The organism is Bacillus sp. FJAT-27916, assembly GCF_001183965.1.
Taxonomy (GTDB): Bacteria; Bacillota; Bacilli; order Bacillales; family Pradoshiaceae; genus Pradoshia.
The window spans coordinates 2,400,296-2,426,174 of record NZ_LFZV01000001.1 but is presented as its reverse complement, the minus strand read 5'-3'; the positions used below and the strand labels follow the sequence as shown (position 1 = coordinate 2,426,174).

The following is a 25,879-nucleotide window of genomic DNA, read 5'->3' as shown; positions in this document are numbered from 1 at the left end:
ACATTTAATGATTTTTTATGACAAGGGTTTACATTTTTCGATATTGTTTTTTGTTTTTCCTATGAAAGTGATATAGTATTTCTAGTGCTTTCCAACAGTGCCAATATTTATTAGTTTGGTGATGCTGGAGATGCCAAGATGAATAAATATGGAATTTTCAGAAATGAAGAAATGAACGGTATGAATAGAGCAGAAGAAGGTGTAATGGAATGAGGAAGAAAAAAAGGAAGAGGAAGAAGAACTGGAAGAGAATCATTGGGGTGCTGTTGCTTCTGATGATTATGGCAGGCTGCACATATGGTGTGTCATTCTATCAATCTATGACTGGGGCAGTAGACTCCATGTATAAAGAAACAGAAACGACAGAGATGCGGGAAGAGGAGATATCCCTTGAAGAGCTTGAGCCTTTCTCCGTCTTACTCTTGGGTGTTGATGAGAGGCAGGGAGATAAAGGCCGCTCAGACAGCATTATGGTGCTGGCTGTCAATCCAGAAAAGGAATCCGTTGAAATGGTCAGTATCCCGAGAGATACCCGGACAGAAATTGCCGGTAAGGGAATAACAACGAAGATCAACCATGCCTATGCTTACGGTGGTGTAGAGACAGCAACGGATACCGTTGAACAATTTCTCGATATCCCAATTGATTACTTTGTTCAGATTAATATGGAAAGCTTCAAGGGAATCGTGGATGCCTTAGGAGGCATCACCGTAATGAACTATGAGGAATTCACACATGCAGGAACTCATTTTGCAGAAGGAGAAATTCTCTTAAACGGCAAGGAGGCATTGGCCTTCTCAAGAATGAGATATGAGGATGTACGCGGTGATTTTGGCCGGCAAACAAGACAGAGGGAAGTTCTTGAAGCCATCATTGAAAAAGGGGCAAGTTTCTCAACGCTGACGAAATACCAAGATATATTTGACACCCTCGGAGATCATATAAAAACCAATTTGACCTTTGACCAAATGATGGATATTCAGAAAAATTACCGCTCCGCTGCCCAATCCATTGAACAAATTGAGATGGAAAGTACCAGTGAAAAGCTATATGATGAAGGGTATGGAAAAGAGTTGTACTTTGAGATCATCACCGATGAAGAGCGTTTAAAGGTTCAACAGCATCTCAAGGAACAATTAGAATTGCAGTAAATGAGGTGGTTTGATGAATTTAGCTGAGTTTTCCCGCTATGACGGGATAGGTTTGGCTGAGCTGGTGAAAAAGGGTCAGATGAGTGCGAAGGAATTATTGGAGGATGTCAGTAAAATGACGGATGACATCAATCCAGAACTGAATGCGATTGTGCACACACGATTTGAACAGGCATTAACCGAAGCAGGAAAAATGGATTTCAACAAACCATTTGCAGGTGTTCCGATTTTCTTGAAAGATCTTTCCCAGTCTATCGCGGGGGAGAGGGCTACAGCTGGGACGAAGCTATTGAAGGACCGGGTAGCCAACATTGACTCCCATTATGTGAGAAAAATCCGAGAAGCCGGCTTTCTTATTGCCGGGCAGACGAGCACGCCTGAATTCGGGCTGAAAAATATTACAGAGCCGGCTCTTTACGGGCCTTCACGGAATCCTTGGAATCCAGCGTATTCACCAGGCGGTTCGAGCGGTGGTGCTTCGGCAGCCGTTGCAGCTGGAATTGTCCCAATCGCCGGAGCAAGTGACGGAGGAGGTTCCATTCGTATACCTGCCTCCTTCACCGGGCTTGTCGGGTTAAAACCGACAAGAGGCAGAACACCGGTTGGACCAGGTGTAGGAAGGCAATGGCATGGTGCTGCTGTGGACTTTGTCCTCACGAAAACAGTCAGAGACAGCGCGGCCATGCTTGATGTCCTGCAGGTACTGCAGCCAGAAGCCGCTTTCAACGTGCCGCTTTATCAAGGAAGCTACTTAGAAGATTTGAACAATGGTAAGCGGAAATTTCGAATTGCCTTTTCAGTGAAATCTCCAGTCGGTACTCCGGTTTCAGCTGATGCTGTGAAGGCTGTACATAAAACCGTTAAATGGCTCGAAGAACAAGGCCATCATGTGGAAGAAAAGGAGCCTGAAATCGATGGAATCAGGCTCATGGAGAATTACTATATCATGAACTGCGGTGAAATGGCCGCTGACATCCAATCCATCGAGGAATCCATTGGCCGTAAAGTAACAAATGAAGATATTGAAATGGTCTCCTGGGTTCTGAAGACAGCTGGAGAACAGGTATCAGCCATCCAGTTCACCAGAAGCATTGCTGAATGGGATACGGCAGCGGCCCAGATGGCTCACTTCAACCAAACCTTTGATTTATACATCACGCCAGCTACTGCCAGCACCGCTCCTCGGATAGGTGAACTGACCCATTCGAAGAAAGAGGAAGAGGAATTGCTTCAAATCGAAGAAGCATCCCCGTCCGAACAATTAAGAATGGTCTACGATATGTTTCTCCCAAGCTTGACCTATACACCGTTTACTCAATGGGCAAACATTATTGGCCAGCCGGCAATCAGTTTACCTGTTCATATGGGTGACAATGGACTGCCAATCGGCGTCCAGATTATGGCTCCAAAGGGAAGAGAGGATTGGCTATTAGGTTTAGCCGCACAAATGGAGGAATCTCCGATTTGGGTTGGATTGAAGGGGATGTAAGGGTAAAAGCAGCGGATTTTGTCCGCTGCTTTTTACAATGAGCTCTGCAGTCAATTAATGATATATTGGGTTACGAAAGAGAAAGAATGGACAATACAGTTCAATAACAATTAATCATCATTTAACTATTTTACTTGAATACGACAAATCATATAAAGAAGAGATGGGATGTACTCAATATGGTAGAGTATAAATATGGGGTGAGATCAATAATGAATAGGACAAAGATTCAACCGTTAATTTTATTAAGTCTATTGATAAATGCGATTGCAATGGGATTGTTTGCTTATGATAACTATCATGAAAAGAATATAGGCTACACGGTCACTTTTATCGTTCTATGCCTATATTTAATGAGTCTTGCCATTTACGGATTAGTGAGAAACAGTCAAGTAAGCCGTACCAGCAAATAAGAGAAGCTACGTTTTTGATTCTGGAAATTTATCTTACGGTTTTTTATTTTTTTTAAATAGCATTGGGAATTCCTTGATTCGGTCTTAATTCTATAACTAGTAGAAAACACAAAGGGAGCTGGCAGAATAGATTGCTAGTCCTTTTTAAATTGCTCACTTACAATATTTTTATCCCCCAATTGTTTCACACACTTACTTGTCTAGCATGAGCCATATCTCACAAGGACATGCCATAATAGCTTAATATCCTGCGTGATTTCCTTCATGGTTCCGTAGTCAGACCATTGATCAGGCTGTGAGTACATAACTTTCATGGCAGAGCCAATTATCCGTGCATTTATATCGTTGGTTTCGGCAATACGTTTTGCGAGAACAGGCATTTTTACACCTCTAAAATCAGAAGGTACTTCCTGCACTGTAAGGTGAAAGCCCCTTCGCCAATGTAGTTTGATGGAATACTTTGAGCATAGCTGCTCCATAATTCCCCCAATATCCGTTCCTCTAAATGAGGTGTCTGCAACGAGTATTTCAACGTCATTTCTAAGTGAGATGGGCCCATGGATTTGGGCTTCTATGTAGTGGTCAAGATTACGATGGATTTTTTGTTCATAGAGATATTTTTGAGGGTCTGAAAGATTCGTTAATAAATGATTGAATAGCTTAGGAGGGCGAATTTGAGCTTCTCCTAATGCAAATTCTCTTGAAAATGAATCCTCCAGAAGTGCTGCGAGTATTAAATCAAATTCCTGAAATGTTCCCTTTTCCTTTAATTCCAGATGGGAATCTAAATAGGTAAAAGTAGAACGATGAGAGACTGATGGATAAAGGAGGAAATAGCATGAACCAAAGCGGGGAGCAGGTCCATCTGAAGGAAGCATCAAATTCAGCGCCCCGTATTTAGGGCGGTCTTTCATGGCTGCGTCTTCACCATGGTAGGCCCCTCCAAATAACCTTCTCTCCCAAAGGTCCCGTTCGCCGCCTGGAAAGGCAGAAACACTTCCGGCTGAGATAAGCGTTTCGAATTGGCTTTTATACTCTCCTTGTATGAATAATGATTGGACAACGCTGTTAAAGCTGGAAACGAGCCGGTCTGGATGAAAATGCAAGGCAATTCTGGCGTTTGCCTTAATAGCATCAAACGTTTTTTCGAATGTATCTGTTGAGACGTTTGACATCTTTAAAATATGATGAATGCTTGATCTCGCCTCATGCTTATGTTTTTTTGCCTCAGTTTCAATATACGCTAGAGCTGATTTTTGTGAATTTGATAATGGCATAAATGTATACACTCCTCTTTATCCAATTCAAGAAATTTACTCAGATGTTCAACCTGAAGCATTATTCAAGAAGTCCAATCAGCAGATTTCGATGCTCCGAGGCTAAATCCACTAAAGGAAAATTCCCTGTACAAAGCAAGCTTTTCACCCTGCCTGCTTCCTTCCAAGCAAGATCATACAGCTCTTTATGAATGATTCTGCTCTTATAGGCAGCTTCCAGTTCATCCGTATCCTTTACGAAAATCTCCCCAGATGGGAAGAGAATGAGATCGATATACAAGTCATCCATCCATGGTCTGCCGTCATCACAGCCATTGCCGAGGCAAATGTCAATATACCATTGTACAATCCTTCCTTCTGCATCAAACATGGTCGTTACGCTATGGCGGGCGTCTTTTGGAAATTGCTGAAGCCACGTATACTCTTTATCTGCAATGCATACGGACTTTTTTTCGTATTGGACGATGAGGGGGGAGGTGAGCTCAGTTAGTTGAAGTAAGGTAATGTATCCGGTATATTCATTTGTTTCGAGGAAGACTTGGGCAAATTTTCTTTGTGTAATCCGTTTCCAATCTGACCGGTCTCCATATTTTCTCTTTAACATGTCGTGCTCCAATCCAGGGATGATTAATATACAGAAGAAGGGAGGGTGCACAATTCGTCACCCTCCCTCAGCTTGTTCTTTCCTTCATGAGTTTATCTCCTCTTGAACAGGTTCAACCGGGCTGAAGGACAAGGGAGAAGACAGCACAATGGAGGTATTGACATTCCCATAAGGATTCAGTCTTTCAATGACTTGGTTGAGCTGTTCCATTCCAGGTACAGCCGCTTTCAATAAGTAACTGACAGGCCCAGTTAAGCGGTGGATTTCAATGATGTCGGGATCATCTAAGATTTTCTTTTCGAATTCAGCATAGGAGGCCGTCTTGAAGTCGCTTAATTGGATAAAGACGATAATATGTCTGCCGACAGAACGGGGACAAACCCTCGCACTGAACCCCTCGATGACTCCCTTTTCCCGAAGTCGGTTCAATCGTTCGGTCACACTTGGTCTGCTTAAGGCTAGCTGCTTGGATAAATCACTTATTGTTATGCGCCCGTCCTTTTGAAGAATAGCGAGAAGGCGAACATCTAATTGATCCATAATCCATTCCCCATTTTAAAATGAAGTTAATTGTGATGAAACTTATGCAAAATAGATATTTACTATATGGAATTTTATTCAATTTGTTATGTTACTGATTTTTATTATAACGTATCCTAAATGATATAAACATAATTTTCTAAATTTTTTCACTTTATTCAAAGGAAATCTCCATTTCTATACGGATCGAGACTATATTCTTCATTCCAGTTGAATAAAGTGAAAGCCTCCGGCGGATAGCAGAAAAGTTGAAAAGGAGGTCTTCGGACAGGAATCCGAACAATCTTCCTCTGCCATTACGCATGAGGCATTATGAATCCTGAAAATTATACAAAATGGCTGCTTAAACAGGCGTTGTAAAGGAGGATATGATGAAAGAAGGCTTGCAGATTGGAGCAATGGCTGAAGTGACGGCCAAGGTGAGTGAAGAGATGTTTGCTCAATTCGAAGGACAGATTGTTCATCGTGCCTATTCGACGGTTGCGATGGTTTATCACATGGAATGGGCTTCACGAAAAATTATATTGCCCTATCTGGAATCACATGAAGAGGGAGTTGGCGGAGCAGTGACAGTGAAGCATATCGCGCCTACAGGGGAGGGAACGAATGTTCATGTCACAGCTGTCGTAACAGACATCACCGATCATTGCGTTTTGACAAGTGTAGAGGTCCATAATGAAACAGGATTAATAGGCGTAGGGGAAGTGAAGCAAGGAATTGTTATGAAAGAGTCAATGGAACGGCGTCTAAAGAAATCAATGAGCCATCAAGAATAGATGATCAAGATGTAAGCGCTTACTAGATAGAGACAGATATATGGAGGGAATGGCGAATGAGTACGATCAACCAATCAATACAATGGAATGAACAATTGTTAGAAAGCATGCAGGACCATGAACAGGTTATGTTCTGTCAAGATCCATCCACTGGGCTTAAAGCGATTATCGCTATTCACAACACGGCACTCGGTCCGGCACTTGGGGGATGCCGGATGCAGCCCTACAAAGGGATGGCAGATGCTCTTTTGGATGCCCTGCGTCTATCCAAAGGAATGACCTATAAATGTGCGGCAGCAGATGTGGATTTCGGAGGCGGGAAGGCGGTCCTGATTGGTGATCCGCTTAAGGATAAAACACCAGCCATGTTTCGGGCTTTTGGACGATTTGTGGATTCCTTAAATGGTCGATTCTATACGGGAACAGATATGGGGACCAATATGGAGGATTTTGTTCATGCCTCGAGGGAAACGAGCTGTATTACAGGAATTCCGGAAGCCTATGGCGGCGGAGGTGATTCTTCCATACCAACCGCAACTGGCGTGATCTATGGATTACAGGCGACCAATAAGGCAAGATTCGGCATGGAAGAGCTTGAAGGCAGAACTTATGCCATTCAAGGACTCGGGAAGGTCGGCATGAAGGTGGCTGAACAGCTTCTTGCTGCAGGGGCGGACTTGTATGTAACAGATATTAATGAAGCTGCCATTGAACAGGTGAAAGAAGCTGCCAGACGTTATAACGGAGTGGTCAGACCGGTTGGGAGTAAGGAGATTTACGCTGCAGAGGCTGATGTATTTGTTCCTTGTGCAGGGGGAGGAATCATCAATGATGACACGATTGATGTCATGAAGGTGAAGGCGATTGCCGGTTCCGCCAATAACCAGCTCTTAACCGACAGGCATGGAGAAGCATTAAAGCAAAAGGGGATCCTTTACGCACCGGACTATATGATCAATTGCGGAGGCCTTATTCAGGTGGCAGATGAATTATATGGCTTCAATAAGGAGCGGGTATTGACCAAAACAAAAACAATCTATCATTCCTTATTGGAAGTTTACGAGCAGGCAGAGCTGGATCATGTGACCACTGCTGAGGCGGCAAACCGTTTATGTGAAAAGAGGATTGAGGAGCGGAAAAGGCTCAATCATTTCTTTACACGCAGTACACCGCCGAAGTGGGATGTTCGCATATGAAGGAAAAATAATTAAATGAGGTGATGGAATGAGCATGGAGTTTCCAATCTATCAAATGATTGATGAAGACGGGCAGCTTGTGAGGGAAGAGGATAAGGAAAGACTGACAGATGAGTTAATTCGAGAGTTCTATTATCATATGGTTCGCATTAGAACCTTTGACCGTAAGGCAATTAGTCTGCAGCGTCAAGGGAGGCTGGGTACATATGCGCCCTTTGAGGGACAAGAGGCATCGCAGGCAGGGAGTGCCCTTGCTCTTGGAGAGGAGGATTGGGTATTCCCAACCTATCGCGATCATGGGGCAACCTTAACCTATGGCGCCAATATGGCCCGTACCTTTCTCTATTGGAATGGACGGGTGGAAGGCTGTGTTCCAGAGGAAGGGAAGAGAATCTTTCCTCCAGCAGTACCAATTGCCACGCAGCTTCCCCATGCTGCCGGTGCGGCGCTCGCGGAGAAGCGAAAAGGAACGAAAAATGCAGCGATTGCCTATTTTGGGGATGGGGCGACTTCTGAGGGAGATTTTCATGAAGGAATGAACATGGCAAGTGTCTTTCAAGTTCCGGCAGTCTTTTTTAACCAAAATAATGGGTTTGCTATTTCTGTCCCGATTGAGAAGCAAATGAACTCCGCGACTGTGGCCCAAAAGTCCGTTGCCTATGGCATACCAGGAGTACGGGTGGACGGCAATGATATAGCGGCTGTTTACTTTGAGACGAAGAAGGCATTGGAGCGGGCACGGAATGACGGGGGACCGACATTGATTGAAGCCGTTACATGGAGATACGGAGCCCATACAACGGCAGACGACCCGACAAAATATCGGAATCAGTCCATCAGTGATGAAATAAGAGAAACGCGCGACCCGCTCATGCGACTGGAGAGATACATGAAAAATGCCGGTCTATGGGATGAAGAATGGACCAGCCGGGTGCAAAGGGAGATTAAAGATGAGGTAGAACAGGCGATACGCGAGGTCGAGAGTTATCCGAAGCCGAAGGTAGAGGATTTATTCGACCATGTCTTTGAAACACCGACCTGGACAATTGCTAAACAAAAAGAAGACTATTTCCGCTTGTTAGGAGGAGAAAACGAATGGCGATAAAAGAAGAATGGCTGCAAGCCGGCATCAAAACAAACAAAATGACACTCATTCAAGCAATCACAGATGGATTGGCCACCATGCTTGAGGCAGATGAACGCATTCTCTTGCTTGGGGAAGATATCGGAAAGAACGGGGGCGTATTTCGGGCGACGGACGGATTGCAGGAACGATTCGGCCAAGAGCGCGTGATGGATACACCTCTCAGTGAATCAGGGATTATCGGAACCTCAGTCGGTCTCGCAGTCAATGGATTTAAGCCCATTGCTGAAATGCAATTCTTTGGATTTGTCTATCCGGCCTATGAGCAGATCATGACCCATGTATCTCGTATTCGAATGAGGACGATGGGGCGTTATACGGTGCCGATGGTCATCCGTGCACCATATGGAGCCGGTATCCGTGCACCGGAGATTCATTCAGACAGTGTTGAGGCTTTATTTACCCATATGCCTGGTATAAAGGTGGTCTGTCCATCCACCGCTCACGATGCAAAAGGACTATTGATAGCATCTATTGAGGACCCAGATCCGGTTCTGTTTCTAGAGCCGTTAAAGCTCTATCGTTCTGTGCGGGATGAGGTGCCGGAAGGGAAATACATGGTTGAGATTGGCAAAGGCAAAAAGGTGAAGGATGGGGATGAGGTTACGCTCATTGCCTGGGGGGCAATGGTACAGGTGGCCATGAGTGCGGCCGAACAGGCTGAGAAAGAGGGCATTACCTGTGATGTCATTGACTTACGAACCCTATATCCGATTGATCGGGAGATTATTGCAGAATCTGTCCAGAAAACAGGCCGCGCGGTCATCGTGCATGAGGCGCATGAAACCGGAGGAGTTGGCAATGATATTGTGTCTATTATTAATGATACATCCTTCCTGTATATGAAATCACCGATTGAACGCATTACAGGCTTTGATGTACCGGTTCCATTCTTTGCACTTGAAGAGCATTATCTGCCAACACCAGCGAGGGTGTTCCAGGCAATTAAAAAAACAGTCCATTTCTAGGAGGGGAATTAGTTGGTTGAAGTGAAGCTGCATGATATAGGAGAAGGAATGACTGAAGGGGAGATTATCCATTATTTCGTAAAGGTGGGGGATGCCGTTCGGGCTGACCAGCCATTGGTGGAGGTCCAAACCGATAAAATGGTGGCGGAGCTTCCTTCTCCAGCTGCCGGTGTCGTAAAAGATATTGTCATTGATAAAGGACATACAGTGGCAGTCGGGACGACTCTGCTTGTTCTTGAAGAGGAAGGGAAAAAAGAAGCACCCATCCCTGCAGAGGGAAAAATGGAGTATTTAGCACAGCCAAAAGCACAGCCAAAAGCGAAGCAGGAGCGTGTCTTCATTAAGGCGGCTCCCTATACAAGAAAGATTGCACGAGAATTCGGCGTAGATATTCAAGCGGTTAAAGGAACGGGCACGAATGGCCGGATTACAGTAGAGGACGTTTATAATTTCGTGAAACAAAATGACAGAAAAGAGCCGGTGAAAACGCCAAACGAAGAAGTTAGCATACCAGTAAGCACAGAAGAAAAGGCTACGGCCGAGGAGCAACAAAGCAGCCGGGCGAATGCGGAGACGATTCCATTCAGGGGGCGCCGCAAGCAAATTGCAAAGAATATGGTGAAATCCCTCTATACCATTCCGCATGTGACTCATTTTGAAGAGGTGGATATGACTGAGCTGCTGGCCTATCGCAGCAAGGTGAAAGAAATGGGCAGGTCTATTTCCGTGACAGCCTTTTTGATCAAAGCAATCACGCAAGCCTTGAAGCAATATCCGGTCTTTAATGCTCGATTAGATGAAGAGAATGAAGTCATCCTTCTTGAGAAGGAGTACCATATCGGAATGGCGGCAGATACCGAGGATGGTCTCGTTGTTCCCGTCATTCATCACGCTGACCGCCTGTCTATCCAGGAGATTCATACGAAACAAAAGGAGCTGACGAAAAAGGCTGTAGACAACCAGCTGACAGGTGCGGATATGAGAGGCGGCACATTCACGATCAGTAATGTCGGTCCGCTTGGAAGCATGGGGGCGACACCGATTATTAATTATCCACAGACAGGGCTGATTGCTTTTCATAAAACGAAGAAAATGCCGGTCGTGATGGAAGATGATGAGATTGCCATCCGTTCCATCATGAATATTTCCATGTCCTTTGATCATCGTGTCGCAGATGGCGCGACAGCAGTGGCGTTTACGAATGCCTTTAAACAATATATTGAAAATCCAGCCTTATGGCTGATTGATATGAACTAACAAAGAATCATAAATAGAGAGAGTCATATGCGGGGGTCTGCTTTATAGAACAAAGGAGGAAGTGGTTGTGATTTCGAATCAAAATGAAATGCTTCAAAAAAGACTCTTGCCTCGCCATATTACGATGATGGCGATGGGCGGAGCGATTGGCACAGGTATCTTTAAGGGCAGTGCCGAGACCGTCACATTCGCAGGGCCGGGGGTTATATTAACCTATGTATTTGCCGGCCTGCTCCTGCTAGTTGTGATGGGAGCCATTGCAGAGATGGCTCTTGTTTATCCGAACACAAATATGAAAGGATTCATACATAAGGCGTTTGGGAAGCGGGTTTCCTTTGTCGTCGGGTGGATGTACTGTATCATGTGGCTTGCCGTCTGTGTCATCGAGGTGGTTGTGGCAGGGAGCTTCCTGCAGTATTGGTTCCCATCGATCCCGTTATGGGTTTTAAGCCTTGCTTGTACAGCCTTCGTAATCGGCATCAATATGATGAATGTCAAGAATTATGGAGAGTTCGAATTCTGGTTTGCCGGGATTAAAATCACGATGATCATGGTCTTTATCGTCCTTGGGGCTAGTATTTTATTTGGAATCATTCCGAGCAATGAATCGAATTATCTGCAGAATTTCACCGGACATGGCGGCTTTTTCCCGAATGGGTGGACATCCATCTTTGCGGCCCTTCTCATTGTTATGTATTCTTACGGGGGTTCTGAATTAATCGGGGTTACCGTAAATGAAGCGAAGGATGCGGAGCGGGTTCTTCCGAAGGTAATCAAGAGCTTCATCTGGCGAATTATCTTATTCTATACGCTCCCTATTTTAGTCATTTGCGGACTCATACCTTGGAATCAAATCAGCGATACATCGAGTCCATTTGTACAAGTATTATCGATGGCCGGACTTCAAGGGGCGGCCCATATTATGAACTTCATCTTAATTACGGCCGTTCTCTCGGCTGCTAACTCTGGTTTATACGGCTGTACGCGGATGCTGCATTCCCTCGCAACCGGGGGAGAGGCTCCTAAGTCCTTTGGACATGTCACCTCTAAAGGAGTTCCATTCTACAGCCTAATGTTCAGTGCAGCTGTTCTTGTTGGCGGTTCGATGATTGCTTTCTTTGCGCAGGACCGGGTATTTACCTTATTGATGGCTTTTCCTGGCTTTGTTGTCTCACTCGTGTGGATTAGTGTTACTCTTGCACAGCTTAAGCTCCGCAAATCCTATCCAAAGCAGCCAAGCTTTCGAATCTGGGGTTATCCGTATATTTCCGGCTTTACGGCATTGACCTTAAGTGTCATTACGGTGATCTTTATGTTCAACGATAGTCATCGCCCAAGCGTCATTACCTGTCTGTTAACGATTGGCACGCTGATTGTCATCTCCATCGTGAAGTTTCGTGATAAGGAACCAGCCGTTACGGAGGAGAAGGCGATTCTATAAAAGAAAAAACCATAGTCCCGGATAGGGGTCCATGGTTTTTTATGATATTAGGATAAGGAGCTGTGTTCTTTAAGCAGATTGGTTCCTTTTTGCAGCTGCAGGGCAGCTTCTTCCATCATGCTTTTGAGCAGCTCCTCGACAGAAGGAATCGTCGTAATCAGACCAGCAACCTGTCCGCTGTTGAGGAAGCCTTCTTCTAGATTACCTTCCATGGCGGCAAGGACATGCTTGTCCTCATCTGTCAGTTTGGCGTATTCTTCCAGTGTCAAGCCTTGCTGCTCGGTTTGCATGAGTTTATCTGCATAAGGGGTATGAAGGATTCGTCTGACTCTGCCGACTGTTCGTCCGAAGATCAACGTATCTGTATCCGCGGCATCCAGCAGCTTTTGCTTATACGCTTCATGCATGGGAGCTTCTTTAGTGGCAATAAACCGAGTACCCATTTGAATTCCGCTTGCCCCAAGGGTAATGGCTGCGGCCATTCCGCGGCCGTCACCAATGCCGCCGGCTGCTATGACTGGTATTTGGACAGCGTTCACGATTTGAGGTATCAAGGTGAAGGTCGTGAGTTCAAGGCTTGAATTAATGCCAGCTGCTTCAAAGCCTTCTGCCACGAGCAAGTCAGCACCAGCTTCCTCTGCCTTTCGGGCATGCTTCACTGAGGCGACGACAACGATAACCGTGATCCCCTCCTTATGGAGAATCGGAATTAGTTTACCGGGGTTTCCGGCAGAAAGGGTAACGATTGGAACATGATGAGCAATGGCGAGTTCAACCATTTCTTTTGCGTAGTTTGTCACAGTAATCGGGATGTTGAGGGCAAAAGGTTTGTTTGTCCGCTCCTTTACTTCCAGAATCATTTGGTCAATCTCTTCTGGGGTACGGGTGCCGACACCTATTGTGCCAAGCCCCCCGGCTTCTGAAATAGCAGCGGTGAGGATGGGGTTGCTGATGTTTCCCATGCCTCCTTGGATAATCGGATAAGGAATATGTAATAATTCACCAATTGTTTTCAAATCATCTTCTCCTTTTTTCACTTATGTTATAATAAAATGAAAATTATGGCAATTTAGGAGGTTTTTGTATGATAGTACCTTATGGCAAAAAAGAAGCGGTCATTCATGAGTCTGTTTTCATTGCACCAGGCGCATACATTATTGGAAACGTGTCAATCGGAGAGCAATCATCTGTCTGGTTCAATGCAGTCATGCGCGGGGACGAAGGTCCAATCGTGGTTGGAAAGCGGACAAGCATTCAAGATAATACGACCTTGCATTTATATGAGGGCCAGCCTTTAAATATTGGAGATGAAGTGACTGTCGGCCATAATGCAATCTTGCATGGCTGCACAATTGGCAATCGTTCCATCATTGGAATGGGATCAACGATATTGGACGGGGCAGAGATTGGGGAAGAATGCATCATCGGCGCCAATACATTAATCTCACCAGGGAAGAAAATTCCGCCGCGCTCACTAGTTGTCGGTTCACCAGGTAAAGTTGTGAGGGAGCTGAATGAGAAGGATCTCCAGCTTATTCAACTTTCCATTGACACCTATGTTCAGAAAGGAAAGGAATTCAAGGAGATTCTCAGTCATCAATAAAAAGGTATTCGGCGGATAAATGAGTCCGCCGATTTTTTATCGTAAAAAAATGTTTTCTAATTATTTACAAAATTGTGATAGTGTGTTAGTTTTTATATAACGAATTCACATCGATGACAAATATATCGTTATATGTTTTATTTTTTCTTATTATATGAAAGCGCTTTAATTAGTGTGAAGGAGGAATAAGATGATTCTCCATGAAGCTGAGACCATGTCCAAGGACCGGATAGAGGAAATTCAGTTAACGAGACTGCAAGAAACAGTGAAAAGGGTCTATGAGAACGTATCTTTTTACCGGGAAAAATTCGAAGAGCTTGACCTGCTGCCGGAATCAATTACATCATTAGCTGATTTAAAGAGACTCCCATTTACGAAGAAAACCGATCTTCGTGAGCATTATCCATTTGGATTAACGGCTGTAGACCAAGGAGAAATTGTTCGAATCCATGCTTCATCGGGTACGAGCGGAAAGCCGACCGTTGTCTGTTATACGAAAAAGGACATTGACATGTGGGCAGACCTAGTCGCTCGCTCCATCTCCATTGCAGGCGGCAATCGCGGTGAGGTCTTTCATAACGCATACGGATATGGCCTGTTCACTGGCGGTCTCGGCCTGCATTATGGAGCTGAACGGCTTGGGATGGCAACCGTCCCTGTATCAGGGGGAAATACGGAACGGCAGATTGGGTTAATAGAGGATTTCAAGCCATCGGTCATTGCAGGAACACCCTCGTATATTTTGAATATCATTGAGAGAATGGAGACGCTTGGATTAGATCCGGCGGATACATCCCTGCAATACGGCATTTTCGGAGCGGAGCCTTGGTCAGAGGAAATGCGAAAAACACTCGAGGATAAACTCGGCATAAAAGCCTGTGATATTTATGGATTGAGTGAAGTAATGGGCCCTGGGATTTCAATGGAGTGCCACGAAGCACAGGACGGTCTCCATATTGCCGATGATCATTTCTTGGTGGAAGTAATTGACCCGAACACATTGGAGCCTGTTCCAGATGGAGAAGTCGGGGAACTGGTCTTTACAAGCTTGACGAAAGAGGCACTGCCAATCATTCGCTACCGGACGGGAGACCTATCCGCCATTAAGAGAGAAACGTGCTTATGTGGCCGGACCACTACAAAGATGGCGCGTATCAAGGGCAGAATAGATGACATGCTTATCATCCGCGGCGTAAATGTTTTTCCTTCAGAAATTGAGCATCATTTACTGCGGATTACGGAGCTTTCTCCCTATTACCAAGTCCACCTGCATAAGAATGGTGTCCTTGATGAATTAGCCTTGCATGTAGAGGTCAGTGAGACATTCTTCCAAACAGTCGGCGGTGATTTGCATCACCCGCAGATCAATAGGCTTGCAAAGGACGTCTACCAATCTATGAAGAATAACTGCCTCGTAGCGATGGCCGTTCAAATCCTGCCGCCAAGAAGCATTCCCCGCTCTGAAGGGAAAGCCATTAGAGTCATAGATAAACGCTCAGAGATCATCCAGTTAGAAACGCAAGGATGAATTTTGTTGATTTATATAACAGAAAAATAACGATATTTCAATAATAGTTATGAAGGAGTGAAAAGAAACATGGCAGAAATGCTACCAGCGATGACCGAGGATGAAGAAAAGCTTCATCGGTTTGAACAAAGGATTGCCAATGGGGAAAAGATTGAAGCGGATGACTGGATGCCGGAAATTTACCGAAATACGTTGATTAAGCTGATTTCCATGCATGGAATCAGTGAAATTATGGGAGCGCTCCCCGAAAAGGAGTGGGTACCGAAAGCACCGACCCTTCATCGAAAGCTTGGCATTATGGCAAAGGTGCAGGATGAAATGGGTCATGGTCAATTATTATTGCGGGTTGCGGAGGACTTGATGAAGCCATATGGCAAGAAGCGGGAAGACATCATGCAAGACCTCTTTAACGGAGATTTAAAGTTTCATAATGTCTTTCATATGGAGGCTAAATCCTGGGGAGATGCGGGGCTGATCGGCTGGCTTGTGGATGGTGCCGCCATCATCACGCAAACAGATATGCTTGGTGCATCTTATGGGCCGTATGCACGTGCTCTGCAAAGAATCTGTGCAGAGGAGGTCTTCCATGCCCAGCACGGAGAAGCCATCATCATGGCTCTTGCCGAAGGGACGAATGAGCAAAGGCAAATGGTTCAGGATGCCATTGATTATTGGTGGGAATCCTTGCTTCTCTTCTTCGGTCCGCCAAGCAAGAATGAGATCGGTGCATCGAAACAGGATATAACGATTAAATACCGGATACGTACGAAAACCAATGAGCAGCTGAGACAGTCCTTCTTAACCAAGTATGTGAAGCGCATCCGCTCCCTTGGCTTTACGATTCCTGATGAGACACTCCGTTTTGATGAAGAAACAGAAAAATGGATTTATAGGCAGCCAGACTGGACGAAGCTAAAGCTCATTGCCAAAAATGAAGGACCGAAATCACAGGAGCGCTTAAACCTAAGAAGAAGCTCCTATGCCGCGAACCAATGGGTACGGGAAGCGCTGGCTCCAAAGGCGAACTAAAGGAGTGTGAGATTCATGACAAACGAACAAGGCAGTTTTTTTGAGGAATACGATGTATTCAGCCGTAAGACCCCTACAGGTCCAGTGCAATATCAGTTTAATCTGCTTGCACCGAATGAAGAGATGGCCATGATGATGGCTCAGGAGAATTTCATGCGGAGGGAAGCGGTCGCAGATATTTGGGTCGTGAAAACGAGCAGCATCCGGAAGATGACCCATGAGGAGAAGCAAATGCTCGTCCGCTTGGATAATAAGGATTACCGGACGACGAAGGGCTATGGCTATCTGAAGAAGAAGTGGCGTCAGTATGAACAGGAAATGCTCGATGAGAAAGAGATCATGTCATGGGCAGGAGGTGTGAAGGATGTCAAAAGAGGAAATGGCTAACACGGATGCAGTCAAAGAGCTGCTGTACCAATTGGCGGATGATGATTTTATCCATTCCTATAGGGGATCTGAATGGCTCGGGCTTGCTCCGCATATTGAAGAGGATGTGGCCTCTGCCTCTATTACGCAGGATACGATGGGCCATGCAGCTATGTTCTATCAATTGCTTGAGGAGCTTGGTGAAGGGGACGCCAATCAATTAGCCCATGAGCGTCCGGCTTCAAAACGGCGTAATGCCATTATTCTGGAGCTTGAAAATGGTCCCGGCCATTATATGGGCGAGCCTGCTTATGATTGGGCCTTTGCCGTTGTCAGAAATTACTTCTATACACAGGCAAAAATGCTGAAGATCCAGTCCCTGCAGTCAAGCGCCTATCAGCCATTAGCTGACGTGGCCGCAAAGGTGCGGATGGAGCTTCATTACCACTTAATGCACTGGAGAACCTGGTTCATACAATTAATGGGCTCAGGTCATGAAGAGGCTCTTTCGAGAATGAAAGCGGCTATTGAGAAGACATCACGCGATTTCAAGGGAGTATTCTCATATGGAGAATATGGGGAAGCCTTTGTCAGCCAGGGGCTGATTGAAGAAGAGGATATTCTCCTTGAAAAATGGCATCAAGCCTTGGCACATCCACTGGAAAGCGTTGGTCTTACGAGAGTGGAGCTTAGTCTCTCTTCAGGAGATGGTCGTTCAGGGACGCATACAGGTGATTTAGACCGAGCACTTGAAACGTTAAGGGAAGTATATGCAATCGACAAAGCTGCATCCTGGTAAGGCTGCGATATAGGAGGGGAATGACAAATGACAAATCGATTGATAACAGCTGAAGAGGTTTATGAGGCACTTGAAGACGTGAAAGATCCCGAAATCAATACAGTCAGTGTGGTTGATTTAGGAATGGTCGAGGATGTGCTTATTACGGATTCCTGCATAACCGTCAAAATGCTGCCGACCTTTCTCGGTTGTCCCGCATTGCCGATTATTCAGAAGAATGTAGAGGCAAGCCTTAAGAAGCTGCCACACACAAATGAGGTAAAGGTGGAGTTTCTGCATTCGCCATCCTGGACCTCTGACCGCGTCTCTGAAAAAGGCAAGGCAGGCTTAAAGGCATTTGGCATATCCCCTCCTCCAAAGCATATGGCCGATGACGGCTCCTGGCATGTAGATTGCCCATACTGCGGTTCAACCTATGTGACGCTTGAGAATATTTTCGGCCCGACGGCATGCAGAAGCATCCTTTACTGCAAGTCATGCAAGAACCCGTTTGAAGCAATGAAACCAATGATTAAATCTATGTAAAAAAATGGAGGAATAAAAATGGTCAAATTAATCGCTCTCTATAAACAACCGAAGGATAAAGAAGCATTCGATGAACATTATTTCAATGTACACGGTCCAATCACAGAAAAGATTCCAGGCCTGCAAAGAATGGAAGTAACAAAAATTGTCGGCACGCCGATGGGCAAGGAGTCTGACTACTATATTCTTTGTGAAATGTACTATGAGAATCATGAAGCCCTTCAAAATGGCATGCGCTCTGCAGAAGGAAAGGCATCAGGCAAGGATTTAATGGGATTTGCAGGTGACTTAGTCACATTGATGATTGGCGAGGAAGTGTAAGATGCACGGGTTTCAATTCATTGAAGCATCGATTGAGGCCCCTATCGGCCATATTGTCCTAAACCGGCCTAAGCAGCTTAATGCATTAAATCGACAAATGGTCCATGAAATTGTCACGGCGGCAGAGAGCTTTGACGCTGATTCTACGGTTCGGGTCATCCTGATATCCGGCAATGGACAAGCCTTCTCGGCTGGTGCAGATATTGATGAGATGGCTGATGAGACGGCTGTCGAGATGGAGCTGCGCAATCAATTTGCGGATTGGGACCGATTAAGTCTCGTGAAGAAACCAATCATCGGTGCGGTTAAGGGATATGTGCTCGGCGGTGGATTTGAACTAGCCTTAGCCTGCGATCTCTTAGTGGCTGGAAGTGATACCCGTTTCAGTTTTCCTGAGGTCACACTTGGGGTGATGCCAGGTGCCGGGGGAACACAAAGGCTGACGAAACTGGTTGGGAAGACGAAAGCGCTCGAATGGATGTTAACAGGGGAAAGAATAAAGGCCGAAACGGCCCTGCAATATGGCATCATCAATCGGATAACGGAGCCGGAGAACGTCCTTGAAGAAGCAAAAGGAATGGCAGGGCGCATCGCTGCTCAAGCACCGCTTGCTGTTCGGCTGATTAAGGAATCGGTACATAAGGCCGTTGATTATTCCCTTTATGAGGGCATGCAATATGAGCGGAAGAATTTTTACATGCTATTTGCCTCAGAGGATCAAAAGGAAGGCATGAACGCATTTGTAGAGAAAAGGAAACCAAATTTCATCGGCAGATAAGGGGTGTTATCCATGTATGAAACCATAAAGTACAAGGTTGAGAGCGCTGTCGCCTGGATTGGGTTGAACCGGCCCGAGAAATTAAATGCTTTCACACGCAGGATGAATGAGGAAATCCAGCAGGCTGTAAAAGAATCCGAGGAAAATCAGGAAGTACGAGCCATTGTCATTACAGGGGAGGGGAGAGCCTTCTGTGCCGGGCAGGATTTAACAGAGGTAACACCTGAAACGAATTTGGCGGATGTTCTCCTTGATTCATATGGTCCCATGATCAAGGAAATTGCCAACTGTGAAAAGCCGATAATCGCTGCCATCAATGGCGTGGCTGCTGGAGCTGGGTTCAGCCTGGCACTTGCCTGTGATTTCCGTCTAGTATCCGAGAAGGCAAGCTTTGTAAATGCGTTCGTCAATATCGGATTAATACCAGACTGCGGGAATTTGTATTATCTCACGAGGATGATTGGCCAAGCAAAGGCCATCGAGCTTTCCTTGCTTGGTGAGAAAGTATCTGCTGCACAGGCAGAACAGCTGGGACTCGCGACAAAAGTGATTGAGGTAGAGGAATGGAAGGAGCAGGTTGCTGCTTTTGCTGAGAAGGTGGCCAGTAAGCCAACGAAGGCAATCGGCCTGATCAAACAATCATTAGAAGCCTCTTACCATCTGTCATTTGACCAGTATTTAAAGGTCGAAGCAGAAGGCCAGCGCTTAGCAGGTTTAACGAAGGATTATAACGAAGGCGTAACAGCCTACCTGGAAAAACGAAAACCTCACTTCATTGGAGGGTAAGGTGAGCCAATCGGGCGTTTACGGGCAGGTAAATAGGTGCCATTCAAACAAAAAATTACGACAAAGGGGTAGATTCCAATAGCTAAAGTAGAGGATAAACGACAAATGGAACAAATGGACATGAAGCGGGATTTTTATCATTTGATCATTAATGGGGAGCGAGTGGAAAGCTCTAACGGCGGGACCATTGAGGCATTTAATCCAGCAACTGGAGAATTGATTGCCAAGGTGGCAAAGGCGACGAAGGAGGATGCGGAGAAAGCTGTGCAAGCAGCAAGGGAAGCGTTCGACCATGGAAAATGGAAAAAAACATCGGTCAATAAACGGTCCCGTGTATTGAACAAGATTGCCTCCATTATGCGCGCCCGATTCAATGAATTAGTTGAATTAGAGATATTGAACAGCGGAAAAACGATTTCAACGGCTCAAGGGCAGGTTATGCAGGCGATTGAGGATTTTGAATTCTATGCCGGCGCTATTGTGGGACACCGCGGGTCGGTCAATAATGTTGCTGGGCAATTTCAAAACTATACGGAAAAGGAACCGGTAGGTGTTTGCGCACAAATTATTCCTTGGAACTATCCGATGATGATGGCTGCCTGGAAGATTGCTCCTGCCATCGCAGCTGGCTGCTCAGTTATCGTGAAGCCGGCATCCTTAACACCGCTAACCGCTATTATTCTCGGGGAAATCTGCTTAGAGGCCGGTGTTCCAAACGGTGTGGTTAACATCATTCCAGGTTCTGGATCTGAGGTAGGCAATTATCTGGTTGAACATCCAAAGGTTGATAAGGTCGCTTTCACCGGCTCCACTCCTATCGGCAGGGACATCATGGGCAAGGCTTCACAGACATTGAAGCGGGTCACGCTGGAGCTGGGCGGAAAATCCCCTAATATCGTGTTTGAGGACGCAGATATCGATGCGGCAGTAGACGGGTCTTTATACGGAATCTTCTATAATACTGGTCAATCCTGTGAGGCAAGGTCAAGGCTTTATGTCCACGAGGATATTTATGAGGAGTTTATCGCTAAGTTTACGGAGAAAACGAAAAAGCTCCAATTAGGAGATCCGTTCAGTAAAGGATCCCATGTAGGTGCGGTCATTGACCAAAATCAGCTGGATGTCATTGACGGTTATGTGAAGTCAGCTATTGCCGATGGAGCGGAAATCCTGACAGGAGGCAAGGCAGCCGTCGTAGAAGGGTATGAGAATGGCTATTGGTATGAGCCGACGGTCATCACAAATGTGACTCATGAAATGAAAGCGGTACAGGAAGAAATCTTCGGACCGGTTGTTGTTGTCATGACCTTTAAGGATGAAAAGGAAGCGATCAAACTCGCTAATGACACAGAGTATGGACTCGGGTCAGCTGTCTGGACAAAGGATGGGGCCCGTGCTACACGTGTCGGCAATCAAATCCAGGCGGGAATCGTCATGGTTAACTGTCCATTCTCAGCGTTCCCGGGTACACCGTTTGGCGGCTACAAGCAATCCGGCTTCGGACGTGAGCTATGTATAGAAACACTAGACTTATATACGGAGACAAAAAGCATTGTTTCCTATTATGGAAGCCGTCCGTTAAACCCGTTCGGTATTCAGTGATTCGTTCATTAATAGAATGTGAGAGTATGCGGAAAGGTCATTTGCAAAAATGGCCTTTCTAATATGAAAGGAGAAGATGGCTATTATTACGAATATCACGGTAGTAGGCTCAGGTGTCATGGGAAGAGGCATTGCCTATGCAGGAGCGGTGGGCGGCTTCAGGGTGACGATTGTTGATGTGAATACAGCTGCATTAGATAGTGCCCAAACAGAGATTGAAGCCATTATGGAGAAAGGGATTCAGTATGGCAAGCTCAGTCCGGAAAAGGCTGAGGAGGCGAAAGGACGTTTATTCTTTTCATCCTCACTTGAGAAAGCAGCTGAAGAGGCAGAGCTGATCATTGAGGCGGTTCCTGAAAAGGAACAGATTAAGAAGGCGGTCTTTGAAACGATTGAACAGTACGCGAAGGCAGATTGTTATTTTGCCACTAATACCTCAACGATGAGTCCGACAGAAATTGCCTCTTATGCTAATCGTCCAGAGAAGACCATTGCGATGCATTTCTTCAACCCGGTTCACAAAATGCCGCTCGTTGAAATTGTCAAAGGACTTGAAACGAGTGATGAGACCGTAGCGGTTGTGAAGGATGTTGCAGAGAAAATGGGGAAAGAGACTGTCGTCATTAATGAATTCCCTGGCTTTGTCACCAGTCGAATCAGCTGCCTTGTTGGAAATGAGGCATTTTATATGCTTCAGGAGGGGCTTGGTACTCCGGAAGAAATCGATAAAGCGATAAAACTAGGACTGAACTATCCAATGGGTCCATTTGAGCTGGTTGATTTGGTCGGTTTAGATGCGCGGCTCAATAATATGAATTATCTACATAGCAAGCTTGGGGAAAAATATCGTCCAGCTCCCCTTCTGGAACAATACGTCAAAGCCGGCCGATTAGGCAAAAAGTCAGGCAGGGGTGTCTATGATTATCGAAATAAGGAGGAAGAGAAATGAGAGAAGTAGTCATCGTTGATGCCGTCCGTACACCAATCGGGCGATATAAGGGCGCACTCAAAGCCGTTCGGCCGGATGACTTGGCGGCAATTGTCATCGAGGCCCTGCTTGAGCGAAACCCAGAGATAGCGCCATCCACAATCGAGGAAGTCGTACTTGGCAATGCGAACCAAGCAGGAGAAGACAATAGAAATGTCGCCCGGATGGCGGCTCTCCTCGCAGGGCTTCCAGTGGAGGTGGCAGGAACAACGATAAACCGCCTCTGCGGATCAGGTCTGGATGCGGTCATCTATGGAGCAAGGGCTATTGCAATGGGAGAAGGGGATATCTTCATCGTTGGCGGAACCGAAAGCATGACGCGTGCCCCCTATGTAATGGCAAAGCCTGAACAGGAATTCCCGCGCGGGTCAATGGAGCTGCAGGATACGACGATTGGCTGGCGTTTCACGAATCAAAGATTAGAAGAAATGTTTGGGGCAGAAACCATGCCGAAGACAGCTGAGAATGTAGCTGAGCGTTTTCATATAAGCCGTGAAGACCAGGACCAATTTGCAGCCGAAAGCCAGGCGAAGGCACAGAAAGCGATTGAAGGAAATCGTTTTGCCGATGAGATTGTCCCGGTAGAGTTTCATGACAGAAAAGGAAATCAAATGCGAATCGATCAAGATGAGCATCCACGCTTTAACACAACCGCCCAAAAGCTAAGCCGTCTGAAGCCCATATTTGCTGGGGGATCCGTTACGGCCGGTAATGCTTCGGGGGTGAATGACGGTGCCTCCGCTCTTCTAATCATGAGTGCTGAGAAGGCGCAGGAGCTTGGTGTTAAGCCGCTCGCAAAATATGTAGCAAGTGCCGCGGCCGGAGTTGAGCCATCTGTAATGGGAATTGGGCCAATCTATTCCACGAGGAAGGTACTGAAGCGGGCAGGTTTAACAGCAGGAGATCTCGATCTGATTGAGCTAAATGAGGCATTCGCCTCCCAATCGCTGGAGTGCATTCGCCAATTAGAGCTCGATTCTGAAAAGGTAAATGTGAACGGCGGAGCAATTGCCCTTGGGCATCCGCTTGGAGCTAGCGGAGCAAGAATCCTCACAACGCTCATCCATGAGATGAAAAAGACAGAGGCAAGGTATGGGCTTGCAACCATGTGTGTAGGGGTTGGCCAGGGCATCTCACTTATTGTCCAAGGAACAGACTGACCTTTTTGAATTTACTGAAATAACAGAAAGATGATAAAATGAAACTAATTGGAGTGTACGGAAGATAGGATTCGTCCTGAACGTTCCTAACGACGGAAATAGACGCTCTGCTCTTCAGTGAGACTGAATATAGGCAGATAGAAAGAGTGATGACATGCCGGACAATACACAATCAATGATTTTCACGTTATATGGAGATTACATTCGACATTATGGGAATAAAATTTGGGTCGGTAGCCTCATTCAGCTCCTTGACGCATTTGGCCATAATGAGCAGGCAGTCAGGGTAGCTATGTCCCGTATGTACAAAAGCGGCTGGGTCCAATCAGAGCGAATTGGCAATAAAAGCTATTATTTCCTGACGGAGCAAGGCATCAAACGGATTGATGAGGCCGGAAAACGGATTTTCCGCGTAAAGCCTCACTCCTGGGACGGGAAATGGCGAATTCTCATTTATTCCATTCCCGAGGACAAACGACACTTAAGGGATGAGCTCAGAAAGGAATTAATTTGGAGCGGCTTTGGCAGCTTCACGAACAGCGTGTGGATTACCCCTAACAATCTAGAACGCGAGGTTGAACTCATTTTCAAAAAGTATGAAATTGAGGAATATGTGGATTTCTTTATTTCCGAATATTTGGGTCCGCATTCCTTCGAATCCATTGTGAGACGAAGCTGGTCACTCGAACAAACGGATGAGAAGTACAAGGACTTTATCACGAAATACAGTGAAAAATATATCATCCACCAAAATATGCTCCAAAAAGGTCAATTGAGCGATGCGGAATGCTTTGTGGCAAGAACCTATTTGGTGCATGAATATCGTAAATCTTTATTCGTAGACCCAGGACTGCCAAAGGAATTACTGCCTGAAGTATGGTCCGGAAGCCCAGCAGCGATGCTCTTTAAGCAATACTATGAATTGCTGGCCGAGCCGGCATCCCGCTTCTTCGAGCATATCTTTGAAAAAGATAATGAATTGAGGAATAAGGATAAACAGTATGATGCCTATGCTCATCCGTATATAAGCGAGTGATCCTGACGTTATAGAATGGGTGAGTTCTCTTTACAAGAAAAGGAGTGAATAACTCCTTTTTTTGTATGTTCTTCTCTATCAAAAAATAAAGAGATATATTTACATGTTTTCCCACTGATGCTATATTTAATATAACAAATTACAAACGCTCGTAATTATCTGAATATTCCTAAAACTAATCTTTCCACCTCTTTGAATTGTACAGTTGATTGGAAATCAATCCGCGAATTTTACTCATCCATTATAGAATTCCACCCTCATATGTAATCGCTTACAAATAGGGGGTGTTTATAATATATAACATGGTAATACGCTGTAAAAAAATATGTGATATCAGGAGGAGTATGATGGAGGCTGAAAATCAAATTGTACAATCGGAGGATTCATTAGTCCAAAGGGAAAAGAAGTATGATGAATTGATAGAAACAGAGGAATTCAAAAGTCTAATTCATCAAAAGAAGAAGTTTATATTACCTACCACTGAACTGCACCCTATAAAGTAGACAGTTTAATAAAAAGGGATGTGCCGTGTTTATGCGGCGATGAGATGACTTCGGTAAGCTGCCGGAGTCATCTTTTTTAATGTCCATTGCTTTCTCGTATTGTTATAGTAATCCATATAATCATCAATCATATATTTTAGTTCTGCCAAACTGTTTGCCTCCTTATAAGGAACTTCGTCCTTCATATGTCCAAAGAAGGATTCCATTGGGGCGTTGTCCAGGCAGTTTCCCCTTCGTGACATGGACTGTAAGAGCCCCATCTCTTTCACGCGAGATTGATATTCAGGATGCGTGTAATGAAACCCTTGATCCGAATGAATCATTGCTTCTGGATGTAATTGATTCCCATAACAACTTTCTAACTTGGTTAATGTTCGGTAGACTATCTCCATCCGTAGGCTTGTCGAGAGTTCATAGGCGACGATACCTCGTGTCGCCACATCTTTCACGCAAGACAAATAAGCAGTCTTCCCACCGCGGATTTGCAGGTAGGTGATGTCGGTCAAGAAGACTTTCCCTGGTTCCTGTTGGTCAAACTGGCGGTTCAAATGGTTGGGTACCTGACGGTGAACCTCTGTTGCCTTGGCCATCGTACGGTA

General features: G+C 45.5%; 28 protein-coding genes. 23 read left to right on the top strand and 5 right to left on the bottom strand.

The features are described 5' to 3' along the window. Positions 1–209: 209 nt before the first annotated feature. The 3 genes from AC622_RS11805 (at position 210) to AC622_RS11795 (ending at position 3,053) form a co-directional block, all read left to right on the top strand. Complete coding sequence (locus tag AC622_RS11805) at positions 210–1,151, top strand: LCP family glycopolymer transferase (protein WP_049671236.1); 942 nt, start codon at positions 210–212, stop codon at positions 1,149–1,151. A gap of 13 nt (positions 1,152–1,164) precedes the next feature. After that, positions 1,165–2,640 (top strand): amidase, encoded by a 1,476-nt coding sequence (locus tag AC622_RS11800; RefSeq protein WP_049671235.1) that lies wholly within the window; start codon positions 1,165–1,167, stop codon positions 2,638–2,640. Positions 2,641–2,852: 212 nt separating this feature from the next. Then, positions 2,853–3,053 (top strand): hypothetical protein, encoded by a 201-nt coding sequence (locus AC622_RS11795; RefSeq protein WP_156185622.1) that lies wholly within the window; start codon positions 2,853–2,855, stop codon positions 3,051–3,053. Between the two features lie 200 nt (positions 3,054–3,253). Here the strand turns inward: AC622_RS11795 and AC622_RS11790 are convergent, their stop codons facing one another. The 3 genes from AC622_RS11790 to AC622_RS11780 form a co-directional block, all read right to left on the bottom strand. After that, positions 3,254–4,330: a DUF3626 domain-containing protein gene (locus AC622_RS11790; RefSeq protein WP_049671233.1), complete on the bottom strand. Its 1,077-nt coding sequence runs from the start codon at positions 4,328–4,330 to the stop codon at positions 3,254–3,256. A gap of 61 nt (positions 4,331–4,391) precedes the next feature. Beyond that, a complete protein-coding gene (locus AC622_RS11785) occupies positions 4,392–4,934 on the bottom strand; it encodes a DUF402 domain-containing protein (protein ID WP_049671232.1) in 543 nt (180 codons plus the stop codon). An 84-nt stretch (positions 4,935–5,018) separates the two neighbouring features. Continuing rightward, positions 5,019–5,474 carry an Lrp/AsnC family transcriptional regulator gene (locus AC622_RS11780; protein WP_049671231.1) on the bottom strand — a complete coding sequence of 152 codons (456 nt, stop codon included), beginning with the start codon at positions 5,472–5,474 and terminating at the stop codon, positions 5,019–5,021. Positions 5,475–5,845: 371 nt separating this feature from the next. Here AC622_RS11780 and AC622_RS11775 point away from each other — a divergent pair, with 371 nt between their 5' ends. The 6 genes from AC622_RS11775 to AC622_RS11750 all read left to right on the top strand — a co-directional run bounded on the left by AC622_RS11775 (position 5,846) and on the right by AC622_RS11750 (position 12,256). Then, a complete protein-coding gene (locus AC622_RS11775) occupies positions 5,846–6,250 on the top strand; it encodes a thioesterase family protein (RefSeq protein WP_049671230.1) in 405 nt (134 codons plus the stop codon). Between the two features lie 56 nt (positions 6,251–6,306). Further along, a complete protein-coding gene (locus AC622_RS11770; protein ID WP_049671229.1) occupies positions 6,307–7,446 on the top strand; it encodes a Leu/Phe/Val dehydrogenase in 1,140 nt (379 codons plus the stop codon). Positions 7,447–7,474: 28 nt separating this feature from the next. Then, positions 7,475–8,551: a pyruvate dehydrogenase (acetyl-transferring) E1 component subunit alpha gene (gene pdhA / locus AC622_RS11765; protein WP_049671228.1), complete on the top strand. Its 1,077-nt coding sequence runs from the start codon at positions 7,475–7,477 to the stop codon at positions 8,549–8,551. After that, positions 8,542–9,558, top strand: a complete 1,017-nt coding sequence (locus AC622_RS11760; RefSeq protein WP_049671227.1) for an alpha-ketoacid dehydrogenase subunit beta — start codon at positions 8,542–8,544, stop codon at positions 9,556–9,558. The genes pdhA and AC622_RS11760 overlap by 10 nt, the downstream gene beginning before the upstream one ends. Positions 9,559–9,570: 12 nt before the next feature. Then, entirely contained in the window at positions 9,571–10,815 is a 1,245-nt protein-coding gene (locus AC622_RS11755; RefSeq protein ID WP_082197129.1) for a dihydrolipoamide acetyltransferase family protein, read from the top strand. A 124-nt stretch (positions 10,816–10,939) separates the two neighbouring features. Continuing rightward, positions 10,940–12,256, top strand: coding sequence for an amino acid permease (locus tag AC622_RS11750; protein ID WP_082197269.1), 1,317 nt, complete (start codon positions 10,940–10,942; stop codon positions 12,254–12,256). 47 nt (positions 12,257–12,303) lie between these two features. Here AC622_RS11750 and AC622_RS11745 read toward each other — a convergent pair whose 3' ends face one another. Beyond that, positions 12,304–13,272 (bottom strand): NAD(P)H-dependent flavin oxidoreductase, encoded by a 969-nt coding sequence (locus tag AC622_RS11745; protein ID WP_082197128.1) that lies wholly within the window; start codon positions 13,270–13,272, stop codon positions 12,304–12,306. A gap of 68 nt (positions 13,273–13,340) precedes the next feature. Between AC622_RS11745 and AC622_RS11740 the strand changes: the two genes are divergently transcribed. The 14 genes from AC622_RS11740 to AC622_RS21035 all read left to right on the top strand — a co-directional run bounded on the left by AC622_RS11740 (position 13,341) and on the right by AC622_RS21035 (position 25,280). Next, positions 13,341–13,859 carry a gamma carbonic anhydrase family protein gene (locus AC622_RS11740; RefSeq protein ID WP_049671226.1) on the top strand — a complete coding sequence of 173 codons (519 nt, stop codon included), beginning with the start codon at positions 13,341–13,343 and terminating at the stop codon, positions 13,857–13,859. Positions 13,860–14,049: 190 nt separating this feature from the next. Then, on the top strand, positions 14,050–15,387 hold the full coding sequence (locus AC622_RS11735) for a phenylacetate--CoA ligase family protein (RefSeq protein WP_049671225.1): 1,338 nt from the start codon (positions 14,050–14,052) through the stop codon (positions 15,385–15,387). 69 nt (positions 15,388–15,456) lie between these two features. Further along, on the top strand, positions 15,457–16,416 hold the full coding sequence (paaA, locus tag AC622_RS11730; RefSeq protein WP_049671224.1) for a 1,2-phenylacetyl-CoA epoxidase subunit PaaA: 960 nt from the start codon (positions 15,457–15,459) through the stop codon (positions 16,414–16,416). A 15-nt stretch (positions 16,417–16,431) separates the two neighbouring features. Further along, positions 16,432–16,803: a 1,2-phenylacetyl-CoA epoxidase subunit PaaB gene (paaB, locus tag AC622_RS11725; RefSeq protein WP_049671223.1), complete on the top strand. Its 372-nt coding sequence runs from the start codon at positions 16,432–16,434 to the stop codon at positions 16,801–16,803. Further along, entirely contained in the window at positions 16,781–17,581 is an 801-nt protein-coding gene (gene paaC, locus AC622_RS11720; RefSeq protein ID WP_049671222.1) for a 1,2-phenylacetyl-CoA epoxidase subunit PaaC, read from the top strand. The genes paaB and paaC overlap by 23 nt, the downstream gene beginning before the upstream one ends. 27 nt (positions 17,582–17,608) lie before the next feature. Further along, on the top strand, positions 17,609–18,106 hold the full coding sequence (gene paaD, locus AC622_RS11715) for a 1,2-phenylacetyl-CoA epoxidase subunit PaaD (RefSeq protein WP_049671221.1): 498 nt from the start codon (positions 17,609–17,611) through the stop codon (positions 18,104–18,106). Between the two features lie 18 nt (positions 18,107–18,124). After that, on the top strand, positions 18,125–18,427 hold the full coding sequence (locus AC622_RS11710) for an EthD family reductase (RefSeq protein WP_049671220.1): 303 nt from the start codon (positions 18,125–18,127) through the stop codon (positions 18,425–18,427). 1 nt (position 18,428) lies between these two features. Next, on the top strand, positions 18,429–19,205 hold the full coding sequence (locus tag AC622_RS11705; RefSeq protein WP_049671219.1) for an enoyl-CoA hydratase/isomerase family protein: 777 nt from the start codon (positions 18,429–18,431) through the stop codon (positions 19,203–19,205). 12 nt (positions 19,206–19,217) lie between these two features. Next, entirely contained in the window at positions 19,218–19,991 is a 774-nt protein-coding gene (locus AC622_RS11700; protein WP_049671218.1) for an enoyl-CoA hydratase-related protein, read from the top strand. Between the two features lie 105 nt (positions 19,992–20,096). Then, positions 20,097–21,593 (top strand): aldehyde dehydrogenase family protein, encoded by a 1,497-nt coding sequence (locus AC622_RS11695; protein ID WP_156185621.1) that lies wholly within the window; start codon positions 20,097–20,099, stop codon positions 21,591–21,593. Between the two features lie 82 nt (positions 21,594–21,675). After that, a complete protein-coding gene (locus tag AC622_RS11690) occupies positions 21,676–22,542 on the top strand; it encodes a 3-hydroxyacyl-CoA dehydrogenase (RefSeq protein ID WP_049672930.1) in 867 nt (288 codons plus the stop codon). Then, complete coding sequence (locus AC622_RS11685) at positions 22,539–23,741, top strand: acetyl-CoA C-acyltransferase (RefSeq protein WP_049671216.1); 1,203 nt, start codon at positions 22,539–22,541, stop codon at positions 23,739–23,741. Before AC622_RS11690 ends, AC622_RS11685 begins: the two co-directional genes overlap by 4 nt. Positions 23,742–23,895: 154 nt before the next feature. Beyond that, entirely contained in the window at positions 23,896–24,777 is an 882-nt protein-coding gene (gene paaX / locus AC622_RS11680; protein ID WP_049671215.1) for a phenylacetic acid degradation operon negative regulatory protein PaaX, read from the top strand. A 347-nt stretch (positions 24,778–25,124) separates the two neighbouring features. Further along, positions 25,125–25,280: a hypothetical protein gene (locus AC622_RS21035; protein ID WP_231589519.1), complete on the top strand. Its 156-nt coding sequence runs from the start codon at positions 25,125–25,127 to the stop codon at positions 25,278–25,280. Between the two features lie 29 nt (positions 25,281–25,309). Here the strand turns inward: AC622_RS21035 and AC622_RS11675 are convergent. After that, on the bottom strand, positions 25,310–25,879 hold a 570-nt coding region (locus AC622_RS11675; RefSeq protein ID WP_049671214.1), incomplete at its 5' end, for an IS3 family transposase.

Coding starts and splice junctions, on each gene's coding strand:
- AC622_RS11805 (WP_049671236.1), top strand. CDS start 210: ATGAGGAAGAAAAAAAGGAAGAGGAAGAAGAACTGGAAGAGAATCATT.
- AC622_RS11800 (WP_049671235.1), top strand. CDS start 1,165: ATGAATTTAGCTGAGTTTTCCCGCTATGACGGGATAGGTTTGGCTGAG.
- AC622_RS11795 (WP_156185622.1), top strand. CDS start 2,853: ATGAATAGGACAAAGATTCAACCGTTAATTTTATTAAGTCTATTGATA.
- AC622_RS11790 (WP_049671233.1), bottom strand. CDS start 4,330: ATGCCATTATCAAATTCACAAAAATCAGCTCTAGCGTATATTGAAACT.
- AC622_RS11785 (WP_049671232.1), bottom strand. CDS start 4,934: ATGTTAAAGAGAAAATATGGAGACCGGTCAGATTGGAAACGGATTACA.
- AC622_RS11780 (WP_049671231.1), bottom strand. CDS start 5,474: ATGGATCAATTAGATGTTCGCCTTCTCGCTATTCTTCAAAAGGACGGG.
- AC622_RS11775 (WP_049671230.1), top strand. CDS start 5,846: ATGAAAGAAGGCTTGCAGATTGGAGCAATGGCTGAAGTGACGGCCAAG.
- AC622_RS11770 (WP_049671229.1), top strand. CDS start 6,307: ATGAGTACGATCAACCAATCAATACAATGGAATGAACAATTGTTAGAA.
- pdhA (WP_049671228.1), top strand. CDS start 7,475: ATGAGCATGGAGTTTCCAATCTATCAAATGATTGATGAAGACGGGCAG.
- AC622_RS11760 (WP_049671227.1), top strand. CDS start 8,542: ATGGCGATAAAAGAAGAATGGCTGCAAGCCGGCATCAAAACAAACAAA.
- AC622_RS11750 (WP_082197269.1), top strand. CDS start 10,940: ATGATGGCGATGGGCGGAGCGATTGGCACAGGTATCTTTAAGGGCAGT.
- AC622_RS11740 (WP_049671226.1), top strand. CDS start 13,341: ATGATAGTACCTTATGGCAAAAAAGAAGCGGTCATTCATGAGTCTGTT.
- AC622_RS11735 (WP_049671225.1), top strand. CDS start 14,050: ATGATTCTCCATGAAGCTGAGACCATGTCCAAGGACCGGATAGAGGAA.
- paaA (WP_049671224.1), top strand. CDS start 15,457: ATGGCAGAAATGCTACCAGCGATGACCGAGGATGAAGAAAAGCTTCAT.
- paaB (WP_049671223.1), top strand. CDS start 16,432: ATGACAAACGAACAAGGCAGTTTTTTTGAGGAATACGATGTATTCAGC.
- paaC (WP_049671222.1), top strand. CDS start 16,781: ATGTCAAAAGAGGAAATGGCTAACACGGATGCAGTCAAAGAGCTGCTG.
- paaD (WP_049671221.1), top strand. CDS start 17,609: ATGACAAATCGATTGATAACAGCTGAAGAGGTTTATGAGGCACTTGAA.
- AC622_RS11710 (WP_049671220.1), top strand. CDS start 18,125: ATGGTCAAATTAATCGCTCTCTATAAACAACCGAAGGATAAAGAAGCA.
- AC622_RS11705 (WP_049671219.1), top strand. CDS start 18,429: ATGCACGGGTTTCAATTCATTGAAGCATCGATTGAGGCCCCTATCGGC.
- AC622_RS11700 (WP_049671218.1), top strand. CDS start 19,218: ATGTATGAAACCATAAAGTACAAGGTTGAGAGCGCTGTCGCCTGGATT.
- AC622_RS11695 (WP_156185621.1), top strand. CDS start 20,097: ATGGAACAAATGGACATGAAGCGGGATTTTTATCATTTGATCATTAAT.
- AC622_RS11685 (WP_049671216.1), top strand. CDS start 22,539: ATGAGAGAAGTAGTCATCGTTGATGCCGTCCGTACACCAATCGGGCGA.
- paaX (WP_049671215.1), top strand. CDS start 23,896: ATGCCGGACAATACACAATCAATGATTTTCACGTTATATGGAGATTAC.
- AC622_RS21035 (WP_231589519.1), top strand. CDS start 25,125: ATGGAGGCTGAAAATCAAATTGTACAATCGGAGGATTCATTAGTCCAA.